This is a genomic window from Actinomycetospora sp. 2LY8.5 (assembly GCF_057180585.1).
In genome coordinates this window covers 456867-478149 of the sequence record NZ_JBXUHE010000001.1, presented here as the reverse complement: position 1 = coordinate 478149, position 21283 = coordinate 456867, and the positions used below count along the sequence as shown (strand labels likewise).

The window sequence follows — 21283 nt, the reverse complement described above, 5'->3', positions numbered from 1 at the left end:
CCCGCCAGGGTCGGACAACACGATCGAGTAGGGAGCGCCATGACCAACCCGTTGCCGCGTAAGCCGCGTCCGGTCATTCCGCCGAAGCTGCACCACGCCACATTCCTCACCCTCAAGCTCGACGAGATGGTGGCCTGGTACGAGGTCGTCGCCGGGCTGACCCCGGTGCACTACAGCGACAGCGCGGCGTGGCTGACCAACGACGAGGCCAACCACCGCATCGCGCTCGTCGCCCACCCCGCCATCAAGCGGCCGGTCGACAAGCCGATCAGCGCGGGGTTGCACCACACCGCGTTCGAGTACCGCAGCTTCGACCAGTGGCTCGACAACTACCTGCGCCTCAAGGAGGCCGGGATCGTGCCGTTCATGAGCCTGGACCACGGTGTCACGATGTCGCTGTACTACGCCGACCCCGAGGGCAACGGCGTGGAGATCCAGGTCGACGCGTTCGGCGACTGGGAGGCCTCCAAGGAGTGGATGTGGGCCTCGCGGGAGTTCGCCGAGAACCCGATCGGCAGCTTCTTCGATCCCGACAAGCTTGTCGAGGCCCGCGAGCAGGGCGTCTCGGCCGAGGAGATCCACCAGAACGCTCACGCCGGCAAGTACCTGCCGGAGAACCCGCCCGAGGACATCCTGCTGCCCGAGGCGTACTGAGCGATGGACTCCCCGGGATCGTCATCGGCGACGGCGTCGGCCGGCGCGCTGCTGTGGACCCCTTCCGCGCAGCGCGCCGGGTCGAGCGCCATGGCGAGGTTTGCCACCGCGGCCGCGGACCTGGCCGGTGGCGACTTCGACGACTACGAGGCGCTGTGGGGATGGTCGGTCGACCACCCCGAGCAGTTCTGGCCGCTGCTGGCCCGGTTCTTCGAGGTGCGGGCCGGCGGCTCCTGGATCCCGATGCGCGACCGGGACGACTTCTCCGGGGCCGGCTGGTTCCCGCACGTCACGCTCAACTATGCCGAGCAGGCCCTCGCCCCGGTCGGCACCGTCTCCGGGGACGAGCCGCCGGCCCTGGTGGTGCTGCACGAGGGCGCCGACCCGGTGGAGGTGTCCCGCGCGGAGCTGCGCGGCCAGGTCGGCGCGCTGGCCGCGCGGCTGCGGACGTGGGGCGTGCGCCCCGGCGACCGCGTCGCGGCCTACTTGCCCAACGGCGCCGAGGCCGTCGTCGGGCTGCTGGCCAGCGCCGCGGTCGGGGCGATCTGGGCGTGCTGCGCGCCGGACTACGGCGTCGACGCCGTGGTCGACCGGCTCGCCCAGATCGAACCCGCCGTGCTCCTGGCGACCACCGGATACCGCTTCGCCGACGAGTGGGTCGAGCGCACCGAGCAGACCGGCACGATCGCGTCCCGGCTGCCCTCGCTCCGCCACCTCGTCCTGGCCGACGGACAGCACGGCGACGTTCCGGTTGTGACGGTCCCCTCCGCCGAGGTGCACGCCTGGCGGCACGTGGTGGCCGATCCGGTCGCGCCGGTGTTCGAGCCGGTCGCGTTCGACGCCCCGCTGTGGGTGCTCTACTCCTCGGGCACCACCGGGCTGCCCAAGGGGATCGTGCACTCCCACGGCGGGATCGTGCTCGAGCACCTCAAGTGGCTGGGCCTGCACGACGACGTCGGGCCCGGCGACCGGTTCTTCTGGTTCACCTCTACCGCGTGGATGGTGTGGAACGCCGCCGCCGGTGCCCTGCTCACCGGAGCGACGATGGTGACCTACGACGGCAGCCCCACCTGGCCGGACAAGGACGTCCTCTGGGACGCGGTCGCCCGCACCCGCGCCACGCACTTCGGCACCAGCGCCGGGTTCCTGACCGCCTGCCAGCGCGCCGGACTCGCGCCCGGCGCCCGGCACGACCTCGCCGCCCTGCGCTGCGTGATGTCGTCGGGCTCGCCGCTGCCGGTGCCCGCCTGGTCCTGGGTGTACGAAGACGTCAAGACCGACGTGTGGCTCGACGCCCCCAGCGGCGGCACCGACGTCTGCACCCCCTACGTCGGCGGCAACCCGCTGCGCCCGGTGCACGCCGGGCACATGCAGTCCCGGTTCCTGGGCACCCGCGTCGAGGCCTGGCGCGACGACGCCTCACCGGTCGTCGACGAGGTCGGCGAGCTCGTGGTCACCGCGCCGATGCCGACGATGCCGATCCGGCTGTGGAACGACCCCGACGGCTCCCGCTACGCCGAGACCTACTTCTCGACCTTCCCCGGCGTCTGGCGCCACGGCGACTGGCTGACCCTCACCGCGCAGGGCCGCGCCGTGGTCCACGGCCGCTCGGACGCCACCATCAACCGCCACGGCGTCCGCCTGGGCAGCGCCGACATCTACATTGCCGTGGAGACGATCCCCGAGATCGCCGACGCCCTGGTCATCGGCGCCGAGCTCGACGCCGGCCGGTACTGGATGCCGCTGTTCGTCACCCTCGCCCCGGGCGCGGTCCTCGACGACGAGCTGCGTGATCGCATCGCCGCGACCATCCGTCACCGCTGCTCACCCCGGCACGTCCCCGACGAGATCCTCGAGGTGCCGGCCATCCCGCACACCCTGACCGGCAAGCGCCTCGAGGTGCCGGTCAAGCGGCTGATCCAGGGCTTCGACCCGGGCAAGGCCGTCAACATCGGCGTGGTCGACTGCCCCGACGTCCTCGAGGTGTTCGTCGAGCTCGGGCGGCAACGCCGCGCGGCCGCCACACCCCGTCCGACCGCGGGGGTGGCCCGATGAGGATCCTCGTCCTGGGCGCCACGGGCCGGCTCGGTCCGCACGTGGTGCGCGCCCTGCTCGCCGACGGACAACAGGCCCGCGCGGTGTCCCGCGACCCCGAGCGGGCACGCACCGTGCTGCCCGCCGCCGCGGAGCTCGTCACCACCGACATCATCGACGCCGCCGGCACCACCCTCGACCGCGAGCTCGAGGCCGCCGACGCCGCACTGCTGCTGACCCCGCACGGCCCGGACATGGCCGCGGTGCAGAACGCGGTGATCGACCGCGCCGTCAAGGCCGGCACCCGCGTGGTGAAGGTGTCGGGCACCAGCGCCGGCATCGGCCCCACCGGCCCCGACGCCTGCCGTCAGCACCACGAGTCCGAGCAGTACCTCGCCGACTCCGGACTGCCGTGGTCGGTGATCCGCCCCAACGGCTTCATGCAGACCCTCATCGTCGCAATGGCCCGCACCGCCCGCGAGAAGGGCATCATCGCCAACCCGCTCGGCAGCGCCGGGATCAGCCTCGTCGACTGCGTCGACGTCGGGCGCGCCGCGGCCGCGGTGCTCACCGACCCGGCGACGGACGGCCGGCACTGGGTGCTGACCGGTCCGTCCGCCCCCACCTACGCCGAGATCGCGGCCACGATCCGCGCCGAGACCGGCGCCGAGCCGACCGTGGTGGAGGTGACCCCCGACCAGGCCGGGCAGGCCGCGCGCGCCGGGGGCGCGACCGACTGGGAGTCCCACCACCTCGCCGAGATGCTCGCGATGTTCCGCACCGGTGCCTCCGAGTACGTCACCGACGACGTCGCCCAGCTTACCGGCACCACCCCACGCTCGGTCGCCGACTTCGTCCGCGACCACCGCGACCTGTTCACCGGCTGAGCACGCCGACACCACGGCAGGCGTCGCCTTGAGGCGCCGTCTGCCCCGAAAGGACACCGTATGCGCATCCTCAACCTGGGCAGCCGCGCCGCCCTCGGCATCGAGGACAAGGCCGTGGACATCAAGACCGCCAGCAACGGCCAGTTCTCGGCCGACATCCAGGAGCTCTACCCACGGTGGGAGGAGTTCCGTACCTGGGCCGCCGGGTTCACCGGCGCTCCCGACCGCGAGGTCGTGCCCACCGCGCTCGGGGCGCCGGTGCCCCGCCCGCCGCAGGTCTTCGCCATCGGCGTCAACTACCGCGACCATGCCGCCGAGACCGGCATCGACCTGCCCGAGCGGCCCATGGTGTTCACCAAGTTCCCTGCCGCGGTCACCGGGCCCTACGACGACATCGTGCTGCCCTCGGAAAACGTCGACTTCGAGGTCGAACTCGTCGCCGTGATCGGGCGCCGCGCCCGCAACGTCCCCGAAGCCGAGGGCTGGTCCTACATCGCCGGCCTCACCGTCGGCCAGGACCTCTCCGAGCGCGCCGTGCAGCTCGCCGGGCCCGCCCCGCAGCAGTACAACATCGGAAAGTCCTTCGAAGGGTTTGCCCCGATCGGCCCGGTGCTCGTCACCCCCGACGAGCTCGACGACCCCGACGACCTCGAGGTCGCCTGCCGCCTCTCCGGTGAGCAGATGCAGCACAGCAGAACCAGCCAGTTCGTCTTCACGATTCCCCAGCTCGTGGCCTCGCTCTCCTGCGTGCTGCCCCTGCTGCCCGGTGACCTCATCTTCACCGGCACACCCGGCGGCGTGGGGTGGCTCCGCGAGCCTCGGCGCACCATCGCCGCCGGGGAGGAGCTGGTCACCTCCATCGGCGGCATCGGCGAGATGCGCAACCGCTTCGTGTCCCAGGACTGACCGCGCTGGAGCGCGGTGGCTGCTCATCGCCCGTCGGTGGCAGTATCCTGCGCTATAACTGATCAAGCCTCAGTGGAAGGACATCGAGTCCATGTCCGCGCATGACCCGATGGTCCGCCGCATCGAGGACACCTCCCTGGCCGAGCGGGTGACCGCCGAGCTACGACGAGCCGTCATCTCCGGGTCGCTGGCCCCCGGCCAGGAGTTCTCGCTCCGCGAGATCGCCGGCATGCTCGGGGTCAGCTTCATCCCCGTGCGCGAGGCCCTGCGCAGCCTCGAGAGCGAAGGCCTGATCACCACCCGCCGCGGACGCAGCGCGCAGGTCACACCCCTCGACGCCGACGACCTCGCCGCGGTCTACCGCCTGCGCCGCGTGGTCGAACCCGAGATCGCCGCGCGCTCCTGCGTCCTGCTTTCCGACAGCGAGCTCGACGCCCTCGCGGGAGAAGCCCACTCCTTCGGCGACGAGGATCTCGGGATCGACGAGGTCTACGAGGCCCACCACGAGTTCCACCTCCGCCTGCTCGCCCCCGCAGCGACGGAATGGGACAAGCGCATCCTCGGCACGCTCTGGCGCGCCGCCGAGCGCTACATCCGCATCGGATTCGGCAAGCTCGACCCCCAGCCTGCCGAGCACACCCGGCGAGAGCACGCCCACGAGGAACTGCTCGACGCGTTCCGAACCCGCGAGCCCGACACTGTCCGCGCCGCGGTCAACCGCCACCTCGAGCACAACGAAGCCCTCGCACAGAAGGCCCTCGACCTGCCCTGAGCAGATCGAGAAGGTACACAGCGACCGGGGCCGGGTCGGAGTGGGAGCGGTCTGTTCGAGCGTGCGTTGTCGTCACCGCTCCGATGCACTGGCAGACGTTAGGTCGACGGGTGGTGGCCGGTCGAGGCTCTCGCCGGTGGGCCAGAACTGCGGTGCTCCCGCCGCGCCCTCGCCCGAGGACCAGGTGACCGGTCGGAACAGTGGTGGCCCACCGCCCGGTCGTCACGCGGTCTCGGTCGCCAGGTCGTCGGTGCTGAGGTCGGCTCGTAGGCGCAGGTCGAGAAGATCTTGGTCGGTCGCCCCGATCTACCAGAGGTCCCGTTGCCTTCTCCTAACTCCGCGGCCTTGAGTCCGCAGGACCGCGAAGCGCCCTTGACCGGGGCCGGACGGCCGACACCCTCGCCGGTCGGGAGCAGGGCGGAAGGCGAGCGGGCGCACCCCTGTTCACCGACATCGGCCGCGAGGCGATCGCGGTTGCTCGGTTCGACTGGGCACCGGGCTCGGCGGGCATCACGCGGGACCGCTCCGGGCCGCTGTTCGTGGCGAAGTCGGGAGGCCGGCTGAACTACCACTCCTCGCGGCGCGCCGTGATCCGCGTCGCGGCGACGGGCGGCGCGGCTGACTGCACCGGGTGGCACGTCCTGCGGCGGACGGCCGGGACGCTCGCGCTGCGGGCGGGGTTGAACCTCAAGGACGTCCAGGCCCTGCTCGGGCACTCCACCCCGAGCCAGTCGCTGAGCGCGTACGTCGCGGCCCGCGACATGCTGGCTCTCGGGCCGCGGCTCAACGACGTGGCTACTGCGGCGCTCGATGGCCTTCGTCAGAGTTGATCTTGTGGTGCCCCCGGCAGGATTCGAACCTGCGCTCCCGCCTCCGGAGGGCGGTGCTCTATCCCCTGAGCTACGGGGGCGAACCGACGACGAGCCTAGCGCACGAGCGCTCGAGCACCGACGCTCGGGTGATGGCACACGCAGAGATCCACCACGGCCGCAGCATCGATGCCGCGGACCTCGTTGCCCTGTCCGGACGCACTGTCGGAGTGATCGGCTTCGGCAACCAGGGCGCGGCCCAGGCGGCGAACCTGCGCGACTCGGGGCACGCGCCGGTCGTCGGCAACCGGGACGACGCGTACGCCGAGCACGCGCGGGAGGAGGGCTTCGAGCTGCACCCGATCGTCGCGGCCGCCCGGGCCGCCGAGATCGTCCTGCTGCTGGTGCCCGACGAGGTGCAGCCGAGCCCGCCGAGGTGTTCGCGCACGTCGCCCGCGACGGTCTGTTCGGCCAGCTCGGGCTGCACTCGCGGACGTCCCAATACGGGCAGCTGCGGGCGCTGCGGGCGCTGGACCCCGACGGCGAGCTCGCGGCGCGCTTCGGCCGGGTGATGCACGACGACATCCTCTCCGGCGCCTTCGCGCAGGAGTGGAGCCGGACCGAGGCGGGGGAGAAGCTCGACGACCTGCGCCGGGAGGCGGCGGCGAGCCCGATCGCGGCGGCCGAGGCGGAGGTGCGGGCGCGCCTTTCCGCTTGATCGCGTTCTCGGTGACGATCGCTGTCAGAGGTGGGAGCGAACGTCACCGGGCCCGCGATCATGATCGCCGCGCCGACGCCCCGAGCCTTCGCGGCGTGTCGCGCGAGCGAGCGTGTGGCGATCCTGGCGTCGGACGCCAGCGATGCCGCATCGCTCGTACCGGTGATGCGGTCAGTCAGTTCATGCCGGGCATGTGCATGTCGTGCGCCGTGCCGGCGTGAGGGTCGGCCGGGGCGGGGAGCGGCGCCGCGCCCCGCTCGGCGAGCATCCGCGTCATCGTCGCCGACTCCGCGGTCTGGGACGCGACCATGCTCTCGGCGAGCGCTCGCACCGCCGGCACGGAGGCCTCGGACGCCGCGGCCTGCATCATCGACAGCCCGCCCTGGTGGTGGCGCAGCATGAGCTGCAGGAACGCCACGTCGAGGTCGCGGCCGGGCGCCGCGCGCATCCGCGCGAGGTCGTCCGGCGACGCCATGCCCGGCATCGTCGTGGTCGGCATGCCCATCCAGGCCATGTACCGCCCGGCGGGCGGGGTCAGCGGCTGGCCCCACAGGGTCAGCCAGCCCTCCATGCGCCCGACCTGCGAGGTCTGCGTCGACTCGATGTCGAACGCGATCTGGCGGACCTGCGGGTCGGCGGTGTTGTTCCGCGCCCACACCGCCATCTCGACCGCCTGGCCGTGGTGCACGGTCATGTCCTGCAGGAAGCCGACGTCGATCGACCCCTCGGCGGGGCCGTACGTCGTGGCCGTCGAGCGCCCGAGCGCGATGCCGCCGATGACGCCGACCAGCACGAGCAGCAGCGCGAGGCCGCCCGCCACGACGGCCTTCGCCCACGTCGGGCTCGCCGACCACCAGCCGCCCGAGCCGCCGTCGTCCCCGTCGCCGTCCCTGCCGTCGTCGTCGACGGGTGGCGGAGGATCGACGCGATCCACCTCGGTCTCCGTTCCGGCGGCCACGATCAGCCGCCGTTCCCGACCTGGGCCCCGCGCCCGTCCATCGTCACCGCGTCCGGCGGCGGGGGCGAGGCGTCGAAGGGCGGCGGGTTGTCCGGGTCGAAGGCGCCCGGCCCGAGCGCGTCACAGCTCGCCCCGACCTCGGGGTAGGTGTACTGGTTCTGGCGCAGCGACGAGATGAACTGGTCGATGCGCGGGTCGTTCGGGTCACCGAGCTTGAGCTCGTGGCCCCAGGACTGCAGCGCGATCGGTTGGTCGAGCCCCGGGTACGGGGACATCATCGTGTAGTCCTGGCCCTGCACCTTCGCCGCCAGCTGCTGCACCGCGGGCCCGGTGACCTGCTCCGGGTTGTAGGCGATCCACACCGCGCCGTGCTCCAGCGAGTGGACCATGTTCTCGGTGCGCACCGGGGTCGGGTAGACGACGCCGTTGCAGGCCGCCCAGTAGCCGTCGTGCGGGCCGCCGAACGGGGGCGAGCGGTCGTAGGCGACGCGCTGCTCCGGGTTGACGTGCTGACCGGACTCGTACTGCCCGGTGACGACACCGGGGATCGCGAGCGAGGGGTCGCGGTTGTCGTCGCTCGGGCGCCAGGCGCTGACCTCGCTCTCGCGGGTGAGCGCGAACCCGATGACGCCGACGGCGAGCACGACGATGACCGCGATCGCGCCGATGAGCAGCCACGGCACCTGGCGGCGCGTGGCCGCGGCGGGCCGCTTGCCGCGCGTGACCGGGTTCGGCCCGCGCTTCGCGTCGGCGCGCCGGCCGCCACCGCCGCTGCGCTGACCGCCGCCGGCCTTCCCGCGCGCCTGGCCGTTGCTCTTGCCCCGCGCGGGCCCGGAGGACGGCCGTCCGGAACTCGACCCGGTCTTGCGGCCGGACCCACCACTCGCCATGGGGGCGAGCTTACGGAGGTGCCGTCACGCCGCGGTGACCCCCCGTGATCGTCCCCCGCGGGCGGCCGCGGCGGGCCGAGGGCGGCGGCCGGGTGACTCCGCAGCGAGAACCCGCAGGCACCGGTCCCTAGACTCTCCGGAGTGACCCCCGCAGCCCTGGCCGACCTCCTGCGCACCGCCGCCGTGGACGTGCTCACCGAGCGCGGCCTCGACACGACGGCGCTGCCCGAGACGGTCACGGTGGAGCGCCCGCGCAACCCGGAGCACGGCGACTACGCCACCAACCTCGCGCTGCGCTCGGCGAAGAAGGCGGGCGTGCCCCCGGCCGACCTCGCGGGCTGGCTGGCCAAGGCCCTCGAGCAGCACGACGGCATCGCCGCGGCCGAGGTCGCCGGCCCGGGCTTCCTCAACCTGCGCCTGGCGGCGGACGCGCAGGGCGGGATCGTCGCCGACGTGCTCGCCGCCGGCAGCGGCTACGGCCACACCGATGCGCTCACCGGGCAGGCGATCAACCTCGAGTTCGTCTCCGCCAACCCCACGGGCCCGATCCACCTCGGCGGCACGCGCTGGGCCGCGGTCGGCGACGCGCTCGGTCGCGTGCTGGCGAGCCAGGGCGCCGCGGTCACCCGCGAGTACTACGTCAACGACGCCGGCGCGCAGATCGACCGGTTCGCCGAGTCGCTCATCGCCGCCGCCGAGGGCCGCCCGGTGCCCGAGAACGGCTACGGCGGGGCGTACGTCGCCGAGGTCGCGCAGAAGGTCGTCGACACCGAGCCGGGCGTGCTCGACCAGCCCGAGGACCAGAAGCTGGCGGCGTTCAAGCGGCTCGGCGTGCAGGTGATGCTCGACGAGATGCGGGCGAGCCTCGAGTCGTTCGGCACCCACTTCGACGTCTGGTCCTCCGAGCTCGCGCTGCACAGCTCCGGCGCCGTCGAGCAGGCCGTGCAGGACCTCAAGGACGACGACGCGCTCTACTTCGCCGACGGCGCCTGGTGGATGCGCTCGACCGTCCAGGGCGACGACAAGGACCGCGTCGTCATCAAGTCCGACGGCCGGCCGGCCTACATCGCGGGCGACATCGCCTACTACCGCGACAAGCGCGCCCGCGGCGCCGACCTCACGATCTACATGCTGGGCGCGGACCACCACGGCTACATCCACCGCCTCAAGGCCGTCGCGGCGGCGTTCGGCGACGACCCGGCGCGCGTCGAGGTGCTCATCGGGCAGCTCGTCAACCTCGTGCGCGACGGCGAGCCGGTGAAGATGTCCAAGCGCGCCGGCACGATCATCACGCTGGAGGACCTCGTCGACGCCGTCGGCGTGGACGCCGCGCGCTACACGCTGGCGCGCAGCTCGGTCGACCAGGTGCTCGAGATCGACCTCGATCTCATCTCCAGCCGCACCAACGAGAACCCCGTGTTCTACGTGCAGTACGCCCACGCGCGGCTGTCCTCGCTCGCCCGCAACGCCGCCGACCTGGGCGTCTCGGCCGCCGACCCGGACCTCGCCCTGCTGACCCACCCCCGCGAGGGCGACCTCATCCGCACGCTCGGGGAGTTCCCGCGTGTCCTGTCCTCGGCCGCGAGCCTGCGCGAGCCGCACCGGGTCGCGCGCTACCTCGAGGAGCTGGCGGGCACCTATCACCGTTTCTACGACTCCTGCCGTGTCCTGCCGCAGGGCGACGAGGAGCCCGCGGCCATCCACACCGCGCGCCTCGCGCTGTGCTCTGCGGCCCGTCAGGTGCTCGAGAACGGCCTGGGCCTGCTCGGTGTGAGCGCGCCCGAACGCATGTGACCCGCCCGTCCGAGAAGCAGAGCTAGGCCGAAGAAGATGCTGGTGAACCGCCGATGACCCCGCGAGACGACGCGGAGCGGAGCTCGAGCCGATGACGAGAGCCCATCCCGCCGGGCCCCGCCACGCCGACGTGATCCCGCAGCACGAGGACGGCGCCGGCCCGCCGGACGCCGCCGCGCTCGACGCGCTGCCCGCCGCCGTGTGGCCGCGCCACGCCGTGCGCGGGAGGCACGACGGCGCCCGCGACGGGGACGGCGTCGTGCGCCTCGCCGGCGTCGACGTCACCACGCTCGCGCGCGAGCACGGCACCCCGCTGTTCGTCGTCGACGAGGCCGACTTCCGGTCGCGGTGCGCCGAGCACGCCGCGGCGTACGGCGACGCGGGCCTCGTGCACTACGCCGCCAAGGCGTTCCTCACCGCGGAGATCGCCCGCTGGGTCGCCGAGGAGGGCCTGGGCCTCGACGTCTGCACCGAGGGCGAGCTGCTCACGGCGCTGCGCGGCGGCTTCCCGCCCGAGCGGATCACCGTGCACGGCAACAACAAGAGCCGCCACGAGCTCGCCGCCGCCCTCGACGCGGGCGTCGGGGCGATCGTCCTCGACTCCTACGTCGAGATCGCCCGGCTCGACGAGCTCGCCCGCGAGCGCGAGGTGCGCGCCGACGTGATGGTGCGCGTGACCGTCGGGGTCGAGGCGCACACCCACGAGTTCATCGCCACCGCCCACGAGGACCAGAAGTTCGGGTTCTCGCTGGCCGCGGGTGACGCCGCCGAGGCGGTGCGCCGGGTACTCAAGTCGCCGGGCCTGCACCTCGTCGGGCTGCACAGCCACATCGGCTCGCAGATCTTCGACGCCGACGGCTTCGAGCTCGCGGCGCGTCGGGTGATCGGGCTGCTCGCGGAGCTGCGCGACGAGCACGGGGAGGCGATCGCCGACGCCCTGGGCACCGTCGACCTCGGCGGCGGCATGGGCATCGCCTACACCGTCGCCGACCAGCCGCGCTCGCCCGCGTGGATGGCCGGCGAGCTGCGCGCGATCGTCGACCGGGAGTCGGCGCGGGCCGGGCTCGCGCCGCCGCGGATCGCCGTCGAACCGGGCCGCGCGATCGTCGGACCGGGCACGGTGACGCTCTACGAGGTCGGCACCGTGAAGGACGTCGAGCTGGGCGGGGGCGCGCGCCGGCGCTACGTCAGCGTCGACGGCGGGATGAGCGACAACATCCGCACCGCGCTCTACGACGCGCACTACGACTGCCGGCTCGTCTCGCGCTCGGCCGGCACCGCCCCGCCGGTGCGGTCGCGGGTCGTCGGCAAGCACTGCGAGTCCGGCGACGTCGTCGTCCGCGACTGCTGGCTGCCCGCCGACCTCGCGCCCGGCGACCTCGTCGCCGTCGCCGCGACGGGCGCGTACTGCTACGCGATGGCGAGCGCGTACAACAAGGTCCCGCGGCCTGCGGTCGTCGCCGTGGCGGACGGCACGTCGCGGACGGTGCTACGGCGCGAGACCCTCGACGACCTGGCGCGACTGGAGGTGGGGTGATCATGGCCGGGACACGGAGCTCCGCGGAGCTGGACCATCCGAGCAGCAACGGCGGGCGCACCGTCTCCGTGGCCCTGCTCGGCTGCGGCGTCGTCGGGTCGCAGGTGGTCCGGCTGCTCACCGAGCAGGCCGACGAGCTGGCCGCGCGGGTCGGGGCGCCGGTGCGTCTGGTCGGCGTCGCGGTCCGGCGCCCCCAGCGTCACCCCGACGTCCCCGCCGACCTGCTGACCACCGACGCCGCCGGGCTCGTGTCCCGCGACGACGTCGACGTGGTGGTGGAGCTGGTCGGCGGCATCGAGCCGGTGCGCGGGCTGCTGCTCACCGCGCTGAAGAGCGGCAAGTCGGTGGTGTCGGCGAACAAGGCGCTGCTCGCCGAGGACGGGGCGGCGCTCGCCGCGGCCGCCGACGAGTCGGGCGCCGACCTCTACTACGAGGCCTCGGTCGCCGGCGCGATCCCGCTGCTGCGCCCGATCCAGCAGTCGCTCGCCGGCGACCGGATCGTGCGCGTGGCCGGCATCGTCAACGGCACGACGAACTTCATCCTCTCGGCGATGGCGTCCTCGGGCGCCAACTACACCGAGGCCCTCGAGGAGGCCGGCCGGCTGGGCTACGCCGAGGCCGACCCCACCGCCGACGTCGACGGCTACGACGCCGCCTCCAAGGCCGCGATCCTCGCGAGCCTCGCCTTCCACACCCGCGTGACCGCCGACGACGTGCACCGCGAGGGCATCCGCGACGTCACCGCCGCCGACATCGCGGCCGCGAAGGCGCTGGGCTGCACGGTGAAGCTGCTGGCGATCTGCGAGCAGGTGGACGGCGGCCGGGGCGAGCGCAGCGACGGGGGATCTGCGGTCAGCGCCCGGGTGCACCCGGCCATGATCCCGCGGTCGCACCCGCTGGCGTCGGTCTCCGGTGCCTACAACGCGGTGTTCATCGAGGCCGCCGCGGCCGGGCAGCTGATGTTCTACGGGCAGGGCGCGGGCGGCCCGCAGACCGCGAGCGCCGTGCTCGGAGACCTCGTCGCCGCCGCCCGCAACCGCGTCATCGGCGGGCGGGGTCCCCGCGACACCGCGCACGCGGCCCTGCCGGTGCTGGCGATGGGGCAGACGCACACCCGCTACCACGTCGCGCTCGACGTGAACGACCGCGCGGGCGTGCTCGCCCAGGTCGCGGGCGTGTTCGCCGAGCACGGGGTGTCGATCGCGACCGTGCGCCAGGAGGGACGCGCGGCGGAGCGGAGCCGGAGGGTCGACGCGGGCCGGGGGGAGGCCGGACGTGACGGGGACGATGGCGCTCCCGGGCCCAAGGACGCCACACTGGTGATCGTGACCCACTCCGCTCCCGACGCCGCCCTCGCGGCCACGGTGGAGGCGCTCACCGGCCTCGACGCCGTCCGGGGTGTCGCCGGCGTGCTGCGGGTCGAGGGGCTCGGGCGCCCCGTGACCGAGTTGGGAGGCGCGTCATGACCGTCGTGCCCGCCCAGGCCCTCGGCGCGCGGGTCGAGTGGCCCGGCATCATCGAGGCCTACCGCGACCGGCTGCCCCGGGTGCAGCCCGGCTGGGAGGTCGTGACCCTGCGCGAGGGCGGCACGCCGCTCCTGCCCGCGCCGCACCTCTCGGAGCTCACGGGCTGCGAGGTCCACCTCAAGATCGAGGGCGCGAACCCGACGGGCTCGTTCAAGGACCGCGGCATGACCGTGGCGATGACCGAGGCCCTCGCCGGCGGCGCGCAGGCGGTGATCTGCGCGTCCACCGGCAACACCTCGGCCTCGGCGGCCGCGTACGCCACGCGCGCCGGCATGACCTGCGCCGTCCTCGTGCCCCAGGGCAAGATCGCGCTCGGCAAGCTTGCCCAGGCCACGGTGCACGGTGCCCGCATCCTGCAGCTCGAGGGCAACTTCGACGCCTGCCTCGAGCTCGCCCGGCGCGCGGCCGAGCAGTACCCGATCGCGCTGGTCAACTCGGTGAACCCGGCGCGCATCGAGGGGCAGAAGACGGCGTCGTTCGAGATCTGCGACCAACTCGGTCGCGCGCCCGACGTCCACGCGCTGCCGGTCGGCAACGCCGGCAACATCACCGCCTACTGGCGCGGCTACACCGAGTACGCCGGCGACGGCGTCGTGGCCGGCACGCCCCGCATGCTCGGGGTGCAGGCCGCGGGTGCCGCCCCGCTCGTGCGCGGCGCCCCCGTCGCCGAGCCCGAGACGCTGGCCACGGCCATCCGGATCGGCTCGCCCGCCTCGTGGGACGGCGCGATCGCCGCCCGCGACGAGTCCGCGGGCGAGATCACCGCGGTCGACGACGACGCCATCCTCGAGGCCTACCGCCTCCTCGCGTCCCGCGACGGCGTGTTCGTGGAGCCGGCCTCGGCGGCGTCGGTCGCCGGGCTGCTCGCGAAGGCCCGGGCCGGGCGTCTCGACACCGGCCAGCTCGTGGTGTGCACCGTGACCGGGCACGGGCTCAAGGATCCGGCGACCGCGCTCGCCGACGCCCCGGACCCCGTCGTGCTCCCGACGCACGTCGACGCCGTCGCCGACGCCCTGGGTCTGCGCTGAGCGCCGGGGCGGAGGTGGCAGGGGAGGTCGGCCAGCAGGGGGCTCCTGCCGCGGGCACCGTCGTGCGCGTCCGGGTGCCCGCCACGTCGGCGAACCTCGGGCCCGGCTTCGACACGCTCGGGCTGGCGCTGGGGATGTGGGACGAGGTCGAGCTCTCGGTCGGCGACGGCGACCGGTGCACCGTCGAGGTGGAGGGGGAGGGCGCCGCGCGCGTCCCCCGCGACGAGCGCCACCTCGTCCTGCGCGCCGCGCACGCGACGTTCGACCGGGTGGGGGCGCCGCGGGTGTCGCTGCGCCTGCGATGTCGCAACGTCATCCCGCACAGCCGGGGCCTGGGGTCCTCGGCCGCCGCCGCGGTGGCGGGAATCATCGCGGCCCGCGGCGTGTTGTCCCCGACGTATCCGCTGGACGACAGCGACGTGCTCGACCTCGCGGCCGGGTTCGACGGCCACGCCGACAACGTCGCCGCCTGCCTGTACGGCGGGCTCGTCGTCAGCTGGGGACACGAGGGGTCGTGGCACGCCGCGCATCTCATGCCACACCCGGCGCTGCGACCGGTGGTGATGATCGCCGAGCGGTCGAGCTCCACCGAGGCCACCCGCGGCCTGCTGCCCGACCGCGTCCCGCACGCGGACGCGGCCTTCACGGCGGCACGGTCGGCGCTGCTCGTGCACGCGCTGACCAGCGAGCCCGAGCTCCTGCTCGCGGCCACCGAGGACCGCCTGCACCAGCCCTACCGGCGGCCCGCCTACCCGGAGACGGCCGCCGTGATCGACGAGCTGCGCGCCGCCGGCGTCGCCGCGGTGGTCTCGGGGGCCGGGCCGACGGTGCTCGCGCTGACGCTCGACGGGCAGCTGCCGGAGGGACTCGACACCACCGGCTTCACGATGCGTCCGCTCGCGGTCGACACCGAGGGCGCGCGTGCCGAGGTCATCTGATCGGGATCTCCCGGCGCCGTCCGTGCGGCACGCGGGGGGTGGTTGTTGCCGCTCGCGGAGGCGGGGTCTACATTGAGGCCCACAGCGACCACGTGTGTGGCGCGTCGGTGCCTGGTCCCGCTCCGTTCGGGGCCAACCCTCTTCCCCTGCCGTCGGGTCGTCCCGGCGGACGGACACTCATGATCGCTGTACGAGAGTTCCGCGGGCCTTCCCACCCGAGACCGACGACCGTCGGTCCGCCGGGCCGGAGCGGACCCGCGAGCAGCCCCGTCGTATGCGGGGCGGACACGTCCGCTGGCTCGGGTGGTCCCCGGGCCGGTCAGGAAGGACCTGCGTGACCGAAACCGACGTCATCTCCACCGACGGCGCCGACGGCGCTGCGACTCCCGCGCCCGAACGGCGCCGGCGAGGAGGTGTCTCCGGAATGGTGCTCGCCGAGCTGCGCGAACTCGCGACCTCGCTCGGCGTCTCCGACACCACGGGGATGCGGCGCAACGACCTCATCGCCGAGATCAAGAGACGGCAGTCCGGCGGTGGTGACCAGCTCCCGCTCGCCGAGGACGCCCCTGCCGGCCCCAACGGCACGGCCGCTGCCACCTCCGAGATCCCCGCCGAGACCCCCGCCGAGGTGCCCACCGAGGACGCTGCTCCGGCACGCCGCCGCGGCGGCCGCCGTCGCGCCACCTCCGCGGCGGGCTCGCCGCCCGGGACGAGCGAGTCCCCGGCCGGCGACGCCACCGCGGACGTCGCGGCGCCGACCAACGACACGGCATCCGCCGAGGTGCCCGGTGCCGTCACCGCCGCGACCGACGCCGTGCCCGGTGCCGACGCCGCCGCGGCCACGGCCACCGCGACCGAGGCTCCGGCCGACACGGCGTCCGAGACCTCGGCCGACACCCCCTCCGAGGCGCCCACGTCGTCGCGCCGTGGCCGTCGTGGCGCCCGCCGCGACGCCGGTCCGGGCGTCGACGCCCCGGACGGTGCGGCCGCCGCGGAGGAGACCTCCGCGAGCGGATCGGCCACCGACAGCGCGCCCGCCACCGAGCGCACCGACATCACGCCCGACGGCGAGGGTGATCGCCACCCGGGTGGCGGCCAGGGCCAGGGCGGCCAGTCCCGCCGCCAGCGCGAGCGCGACCGCCAGCAGGGCGGCAAGCCCGACCAGAACGGTCAGGGCGGCCAGAACCAGGGCGGCCAGAACCAGGGCGGCCAGAACCAGGGCGGCCAGAACCAGGGTGGCGGCCGCAACCAGCAGGGTGGTGGCCAGAACCAGGGCGGCCAGCAGCAGACCAACCAGCGCGACGACTCCGACGACGACGACGAGGAGGGCGGTGGCCGCCGTCGCGGCCGGCGCTTCCGCGACCGTCGCCGCAACCGCAACGATCGCGGCGACCGCAACGAGCGGGGCCAGGGCGGCGGCGAGCCGGAGGTCCGCGACGACGACGTCCTCATCCCCGTCGCCGGCATCCTCGACGTGCTCGACAACTACGCGTTCGTCCGCACCTCGGGCTACGCGTCGGGGCCGAACGACGTCTACGTGTCGATGTCGCTGGTGCGCAAGCACGGTCTGCGCCGCGGTGACGCCGTCACCGGCCAGGTCCGCCAGCAGCGCGAGGGCGAGCAGAACCGGCAGAAGTTCAACCCGCTGGTGCGCATCGACTCGATCAACGGGCTGGACCCCGAGGCGGCGCGCAAGCGTCCGGAGTTCACCAAGCTCACCCCGCTCTACCCGAACGAGCGGCTGCGCCTCGAGACCGACTCGCACCTGCTGACCACGCGTGTCATCGACCTGGTCATGCCGGTCGGCAAGGGCCAGCGCGCGCTGATCGTCTCGCCGCCGAAGGCCGGCAAGACGATGGTGCTGCAGGCGATCGCCAACGCGATCACCACGAACAACCCCGAGGTCCACCTCATGGTCGTGCTCGTCGACGAGCGGCCGGAGGAGGTCACCGACATGCAGCGCTCGGTGAAGGGCGAGGTCATCGCCTCGACCTTCGACCGGCCGCCGTCGGACCACACCTCGCTGTCGGAGCTGGCCATCGAGCGGGCGAAGCGCCTGGTCGAGATGGGCCACGACGTGGTGGTCCTGCTCGACTCGATCACCCGCCTGGGTCGCGCGTACAACCTCGCGGCCCCGGCGTCCGGGCGCATCCTGTCCGGTGGTGTCGACTCGACGGCCCTCTACCCGCCGAAGCGCTTCCTCGGCGCCGCGCGGAACATCGAGGACGGCGGCTCGCTCACCATCTTCGCGACGGCCCTGGTCGAGACCGGGTCGACGATGGACACGGTGATCTTCGAGGAGTTCAAGGGCACCGGCAACGCCGAGCTCAAGCTCGACCGCAAGCTCGCCGACAAGCGGATCTTCCCCGCGATCGACCCCGACCCGTCGGGCACGCGCAAGGAGGAGCTGCTCCTGTCGCCGGACGAAATGGCGGTGACCCACCGCCTGCGGCGCGTGCTCGCCGCGCTCGACTCGCAGCAGGCCATCGAGCTCGTCCTCGATCGCCTGCGCAAGAGCCGGACGAACATCGAGTTCCTCATGCAGGTGGCTAAGACGACGCCCGGCAAGGACGACGACTAGCCCGTTCCGCCCCGTGGTTCGGAGCGAACGCCCTATCGGCGTGCTCAGCTGGACGTTCGCTGCTTCTGTGCGCCGCCACGGCGGGTTCGCTCCGGGACTTGAGTAGTCGTACGGCGGTCGTCGACGTCGCGGCGTACGAGGCTGACGGCATGACAGCCCACCCCGGCGCCGGCGCCCCCTCCCTCCCCGGCCCTTGGCCGGCGATCCTGGACGAGGCGCGCCGCTACCCCTCGCCCCACAACTCCCAGCCGATCGTGGTGCGTGTCCACGACGAGCGACACGCGGAGATCTTCTACGACCTCGACCGCGGCCTGCCCGCCGAGAACTTCGGCATCCCGTTCGCGCACGTGTGCGCCGGGGTGTACCTCGAGTCCCTCGCCACCGTCGCCGCCGCGCACGGCTGGGCGGTCCGCGAGTCCCTGCGGCTCGCCGAGATGGACTTCTCGTCGCCGCAGCGCCGCCACCTGCTCGGCACCGTCGAGCTCGAGCCCACCCCGGTCACCGACGCGGCGGTCGAGCAGATGGCGGCGTTCCGCCGGCGCCGGACTTCGCGCCGCCCCTACGACCGCCGTCCCGTGGACGCCCGGGTCACCGAGGAGGTCGCGGCCATCGCCGCCGCGGCCGGCCAGGAGTTCGGGCGCACCGGCGACCAGGCGCTCGTCGACGACCTGATCCGGATCAATCAGGAGACCCTGTTCGACGACCTGCGCGACGACGCCGTGCACGCCGAGATCCTCACCTGGATCCGCACGTCACGGCGCCAGGCCGCCGCCACCCGCGACGGCCTCTCCGCCGAGACCATGCTGATCCCCGGCCCGCTGCTGCGGATCGCCATGCGCCACCGGTGGCTGTGGGACCTGCCCGTGATCGGCGGCCTGTTCCGCCGGGTCTACCTCGCCACGATGCGCGGCGTGCGCGAGCTGGGCTGGCTCACCGGCCCCTTCGACGGCCCCGCCGACCACGTCGAGGCCGGGCGCGTCTTCTTGCGCATCTGGCTCGCCTTCACCCGCCACGGCGTGGACCTGCACCCCTTCGGCACGGTGATCACCAACCCCCGATCCCACACCGCGTTCGTCGAGCGCACCGGCATCGACGAGTCCGGCGGTCGGATGGCGTGGATGCTCTTCCGCTACGGGACCGGGAAGCCGCCACCACGGGCCTGGCGACGCCGGCTCGACGCGATGCTGGTCAACGGCAACACCGACACGCCGGCGGTGGCGTCGTGAGGATCCTGTGGTGGTTCCAGGAGCTCCTGGTCGACCTGCTCGGGCGGTCCCCGCGGACCCACGCCCTGCTCCTTGCGCCGGGCTTCGAGCGCCTGCGGTGGTGGCTTGGACGCCGCCGGGCGCAGCGCACGGCCGCCCGCACCGTCCGCCGCGTCCCCGCCTACCGGGCGTTCCTGGCCGAGCAGGGGGTGTCGGCGGCCGCGGCGTTCGCGGACCTCCCCGAGACGGACAAGCGGAGCTACATCGCCCGCTGGTCGATCCCCGAGCGCTGCGTGGGCGGGCGGCTCCCGCGGCGCGGGGTCGTCGTCGACGAGTCGTCGGGCTCGACGGGCACCCCCACCAGCTGGGTCCGCGGACCGGTCGAGCGCCGGGCGTCGCGGGAGGTGCTGCGCGTCGGCTTCCTGCGCCACGCGAGCCCGGAGCGGCCGGTGTTCGTCATCAACGCCTTCTCGCTCGGCGCCTGGGCGACGGGCATGAACGTCACCGCGGCGCTGACGCGGGTGTCGACCATCAAGTCCTGCGGGCCGGACCGCGACAAGATCATCAACACCATGCGGGAGTTCGGCACCGGCTACACCTACGTGATCACCAGCTACCCGCCGTTCCTCAAAGGCCTGCTCTCCGACGACCGGCTCGACTGGTCGGCCTACGACGTGGTCTGCGCCTTCGGGGGCGAGGGGATCAGCGAGGGGATGCGTGAGCACATCCTGCGCCGCGCGCGGAAGGTCGTCGGCGCCTACGGGGCGAGCGACCTCGAGATCAGCATCGCCGTCGAGACCGAGTTCACCATCGCGCTGCGCCGGGCGATCGCCGCCGACCCGGCCCTCGCCTCGGCCCTGACCAGGACCGACGAGTACGGCGTCCTGCCGAACATCTTCCAGTTCAACCCGTACGCCTACCTGATCGAGGAGAACGACACCGGCGAGCTGGTCGTGACCGTCACGCGTCCGCAGAACGTCGACCCCCGCATCCGCTACAACATCCACGACCGCGGGCACGTGCTGCGCATGCGCGACGTCCTGCCGGTCCTGCGCCGCTTCGGCCTCACCGAGGTGCTCGACGAGCGCACGCTCGACCTGCCGCTGCTGCTGCAGTACGGGCGCAGCGACCACTCGGTGGACTACAACGGCGCCGTCGTCCCGCCCGACGGGGTCCGCGACGCCGTGGCCGGTGATCCCGAGCTCCTCGCGGCCGTCGAGAACCACCGCGTGATCTCGTACGAGGACCACGCTGGCGACCGCCGCCTGCACCTCGCGCTGCAGCTCGCCGACGGGCACTCGTTGGTCGACCCCGAGCGAGCCGCCCACCGGCTGCTCGTCGCGATGCGCCGCGCCAACCGGGACTTCGACAACGCCATCCGGACCAGCTCGCCGGGCACCGAGCCGACGGTCGGTGTCTACCCCTTCCGCAGCGGCGTGTTCGCCGACGACGGCGGGCGTCTCAAGAACGAGTACGTCTGGATCCTCGACGCCGCGGGCGCCGAAGCGGCCGGCATCGACGAGCAGGTGGTCGCCCCCCGGGCGGCGTGACCGGACGGATTCCTGGACCCTCGGCGTGCTGTGGTGGATCCGAACGCGAGCGTGGCTCCCATCGGCGTGCTCACGAGGATGGCCGGGACGCCAGGTGCCGGGAACAACGGGGACTCCGAGGTGGTTGTGCAGCACAGCGGGCGGTCCTGCGAGAATGGCCCGCACACCAGGTTCCGGTTCACCCCATCCAGCGGCGCTGCCGCGGGGACCCGGCGACCACGACGCGAGAGGACCACGATCGGTGAAGAGCGGCATCCACCCCGATTACCACGAGACCCAGGTGCTGTGCGGCTGCGGCAACTCGTTCACCACCCGTAGCACCAAGCCGGGCGGCAACATCACCGTCGAGATCTGCTCCGCGTGCCACCCCTTCTACACGGGCAAGCAGCGGATCATGGACACCGGCGGTCGCGTGGCTCGCTTCGAGGCCCGCTACGGGAAGCGCACCGCCGGCAAGAAGTAGCTCCCGCGACGCCCGTCGCCCCTGCGCCAGCGC

At 73.4% G+C, this 21283-nt stretch carries 18 protein-coding genes, 1 tRNA gene and 1 pseudogene; 17 read left to right on the top strand and 3 right to left on the bottom strand.

Features of this window, described 5'->3' with window-relative positions; translation table 11 throughout:
• Positions 1–39 precede the first annotated feature (39 nt).
• The 6 genes from AC2A1K_RS02155 (at position 40) to AC2A1K_RS02130 (ending at position 6083) form a co-directional block, all read left to right on the top strand.
• Entirely contained in the window at positions 40–654 is a 615-nt protein-coding gene (locus tag AC2A1K_RS02155; protein WP_483894648.1) for a VOC family protein, read from the top strand.
• Positions 655–657: 3 nt separating this feature from the next.
• Complete coding sequence (locus AC2A1K_RS02150; protein ID WP_483894647.1) at positions 658–2709, top strand: acetoacetate--CoA ligase; 2052 nt, start codon at positions 658–660, stop codon at positions 2707–2709.
• Positions 2706–3575: an NmrA family NAD(P)-binding protein gene (locus AC2A1K_RS02145; protein ID WP_483894646.1), complete on the top strand. Its 870-nt coding sequence runs from the start codon at positions 2706–2708 to the stop codon at positions 3573–3575. Before AC2A1K_RS02150 ends, AC2A1K_RS02145 begins: the two co-directional genes overlap by 4 nt.
• Positions 3576–3635: 60 nt before the next feature.
• Positions 3636–4481 carry a fumarylacetoacetate hydrolase family protein gene (locus AC2A1K_RS02140; protein ID WP_483894645.1) on the top strand — a complete coding sequence of 282 codons (846 nt, stop codon included), beginning with the start codon at positions 3636–3638 and terminating at the stop codon, positions 4479–4481.
• 91 nt (positions 4482–4572) lie between these two features.
• The gene (locus AC2A1K_RS02135) at positions 4573–5253 is read left to right on the top strand and encodes a GntR family transcriptional regulator (RefSeq protein ID WP_483894644.1); all 681 of its coding nucleotides are present in this window, start codon (positions 4573–4575) and stop codon (positions 5251–5253) included.
• A 440-nt stretch (positions 5254–5693) separates the two neighbouring features.
• Entirely contained in the window at positions 5694–6083 is a 390-nt protein-coding gene (locus AC2A1K_RS02130; protein ID WP_483894700.1) for a tyrosine-type recombinase/integrase, read from the top strand.
• 5 nt (positions 6084–6088) lie between these two features.
• Here the strand turns inward: AC2A1K_RS02130 and AC2A1K_RS02125 are convergent.
• Positions 6089–6163 (bottom strand) — tRNA-Arg (locus tag AC2A1K_RS02125).
• 51 nt (positions 6164–6214) lie between these two features.
• Here AC2A1K_RS02125 and AC2A1K_RS02120 point away from each other — a divergent pair.
• Positions 6215–6427, top strand: a pseudogene (locus tag AC2A1K_RS02120) (hypothetical protein); the annotation flags it as partial.
• Between the two features lie 71 nt (positions 6428–6498).
• A complete protein-coding gene (locus AC2A1K_RS02115) occupies positions 6499–6780 on the top strand; it encodes a hypothetical protein (protein WP_483894643.1) in 282 nt (93 codons plus the stop codon).
• A gap of 175 nt (positions 6781–6955) precedes the next feature.
• On the opposite strand, the gene AC2A1K_RS02110 is transcribed toward AC2A1K_RS02115, so the two are convergent.
• The gene (locus AC2A1K_RS02110) at positions 6956–7714 is read right to left on the bottom strand and encodes a DUF305 domain-containing protein (protein WP_483894642.1); all 759 of its coding nucleotides are present in this window, start codon (positions 7712–7714) and stop codon (positions 6956–6958) included.
• 26 nt (positions 7715–7740) lie between these two features.
• Positions 7741–8628, bottom strand: coding sequence for a DUF3105 domain-containing protein (locus AC2A1K_RS02105; protein WP_483894641.1), 888 nt, complete (start codon positions 8626–8628; stop codon positions 7741–7743).
• Positions 8629–8769: 141 nt separating this feature from the next.
• On the opposite strand from AC2A1K_RS02105, the gene argS reads away from it, so the two are divergent.
• From argS to rpmE, 9 genes are all read left to right on the top strand, one after another.
• On the top strand, positions 8770–10422 hold the full coding sequence (argS, locus tag AC2A1K_RS02100; protein ID WP_483894640.1) for an arginine--tRNA ligase: 1653 nt from the start codon (positions 8770–8772) through the stop codon (positions 10420–10422).
• Between the two features lie 91 nt (positions 10423–10513).
• On the top strand, positions 10514–11959 hold the full coding sequence (gene lysA / locus AC2A1K_RS02095) for a diaminopimelate decarboxylase (RefSeq protein WP_483894639.1): 1446 nt from the start codon (positions 10514–10516) through the stop codon (positions 11957–11959).
• Positions 11960–11961: 2 nt separating this feature from the next.
• Positions 11962–13425 carry a homoserine dehydrogenase gene (locus tag AC2A1K_RS02090; RefSeq protein WP_483894638.1) on the top strand — a complete coding sequence of 488 codons (1464 nt, stop codon included), beginning with the start codon at positions 11962–11964 and terminating at the stop codon, positions 13423–13425.
• On the top strand, positions 13422–14513 hold the full coding sequence (thrC, locus tag AC2A1K_RS02085; protein ID WP_483894637.1) for a threonine synthase: 1092 nt from the start codon (positions 13422–13424) through the stop codon (positions 14511–14513). Before AC2A1K_RS02090 ends, thrC begins: the two co-directional genes overlap by 4 nt.
• A gap of 14 nt (positions 14514–14527) precedes the next feature.
• Complete coding sequence (gene thrB / locus AC2A1K_RS02080; RefSeq protein ID WP_483894636.1) at positions 14528–15451, top strand: homoserine kinase; 924 nt, start codon at positions 14528–14530, stop codon at positions 15449–15451.
• A gap of 424 nt (positions 15452–15875) precedes the next feature.
• The gene (gene rho / locus AC2A1K_RS02075) at positions 15876–18032 is read left to right on the top strand and encodes a transcription termination factor Rho (RefSeq protein ID WP_483894699.1); all 2157 of its coding nucleotides are present in this window, start codon (positions 15876–15878) and stop codon (positions 18030–18032) included.
• Positions 18033–18130: 98 nt separating this feature from the next.
• Positions 18131–19258 (top strand): nitroreductase family protein, encoded by a 1128-nt coding sequence (locus AC2A1K_RS02070; protein ID WP_483894635.1) that lies wholly within the window; start codon positions 18131–18133, stop codon positions 19256–19258.
• Positions 19255–20787, top strand: coding sequence for a phenylacetate--CoA ligase family protein (locus AC2A1K_RS02065; RefSeq protein ID WP_483894634.1), 1533 nt, complete (start codon positions 19255–19257; stop codon positions 20785–20787). The genes AC2A1K_RS02070 and AC2A1K_RS02065 overlap by 4 nt, the downstream gene beginning before the upstream one ends.
• Positions 20788–21028: 241 nt before the next feature.
• Positions 21029–21250, top strand: coding sequence for a 50S ribosomal protein L31 (gene rpmE / locus AC2A1K_RS02060; protein WP_483894633.1), 222 nt, complete (start codon positions 21029–21031; stop codon positions 21248–21250).
• Positions 21251–21283 lie beyond the last annotated feature (33 nt).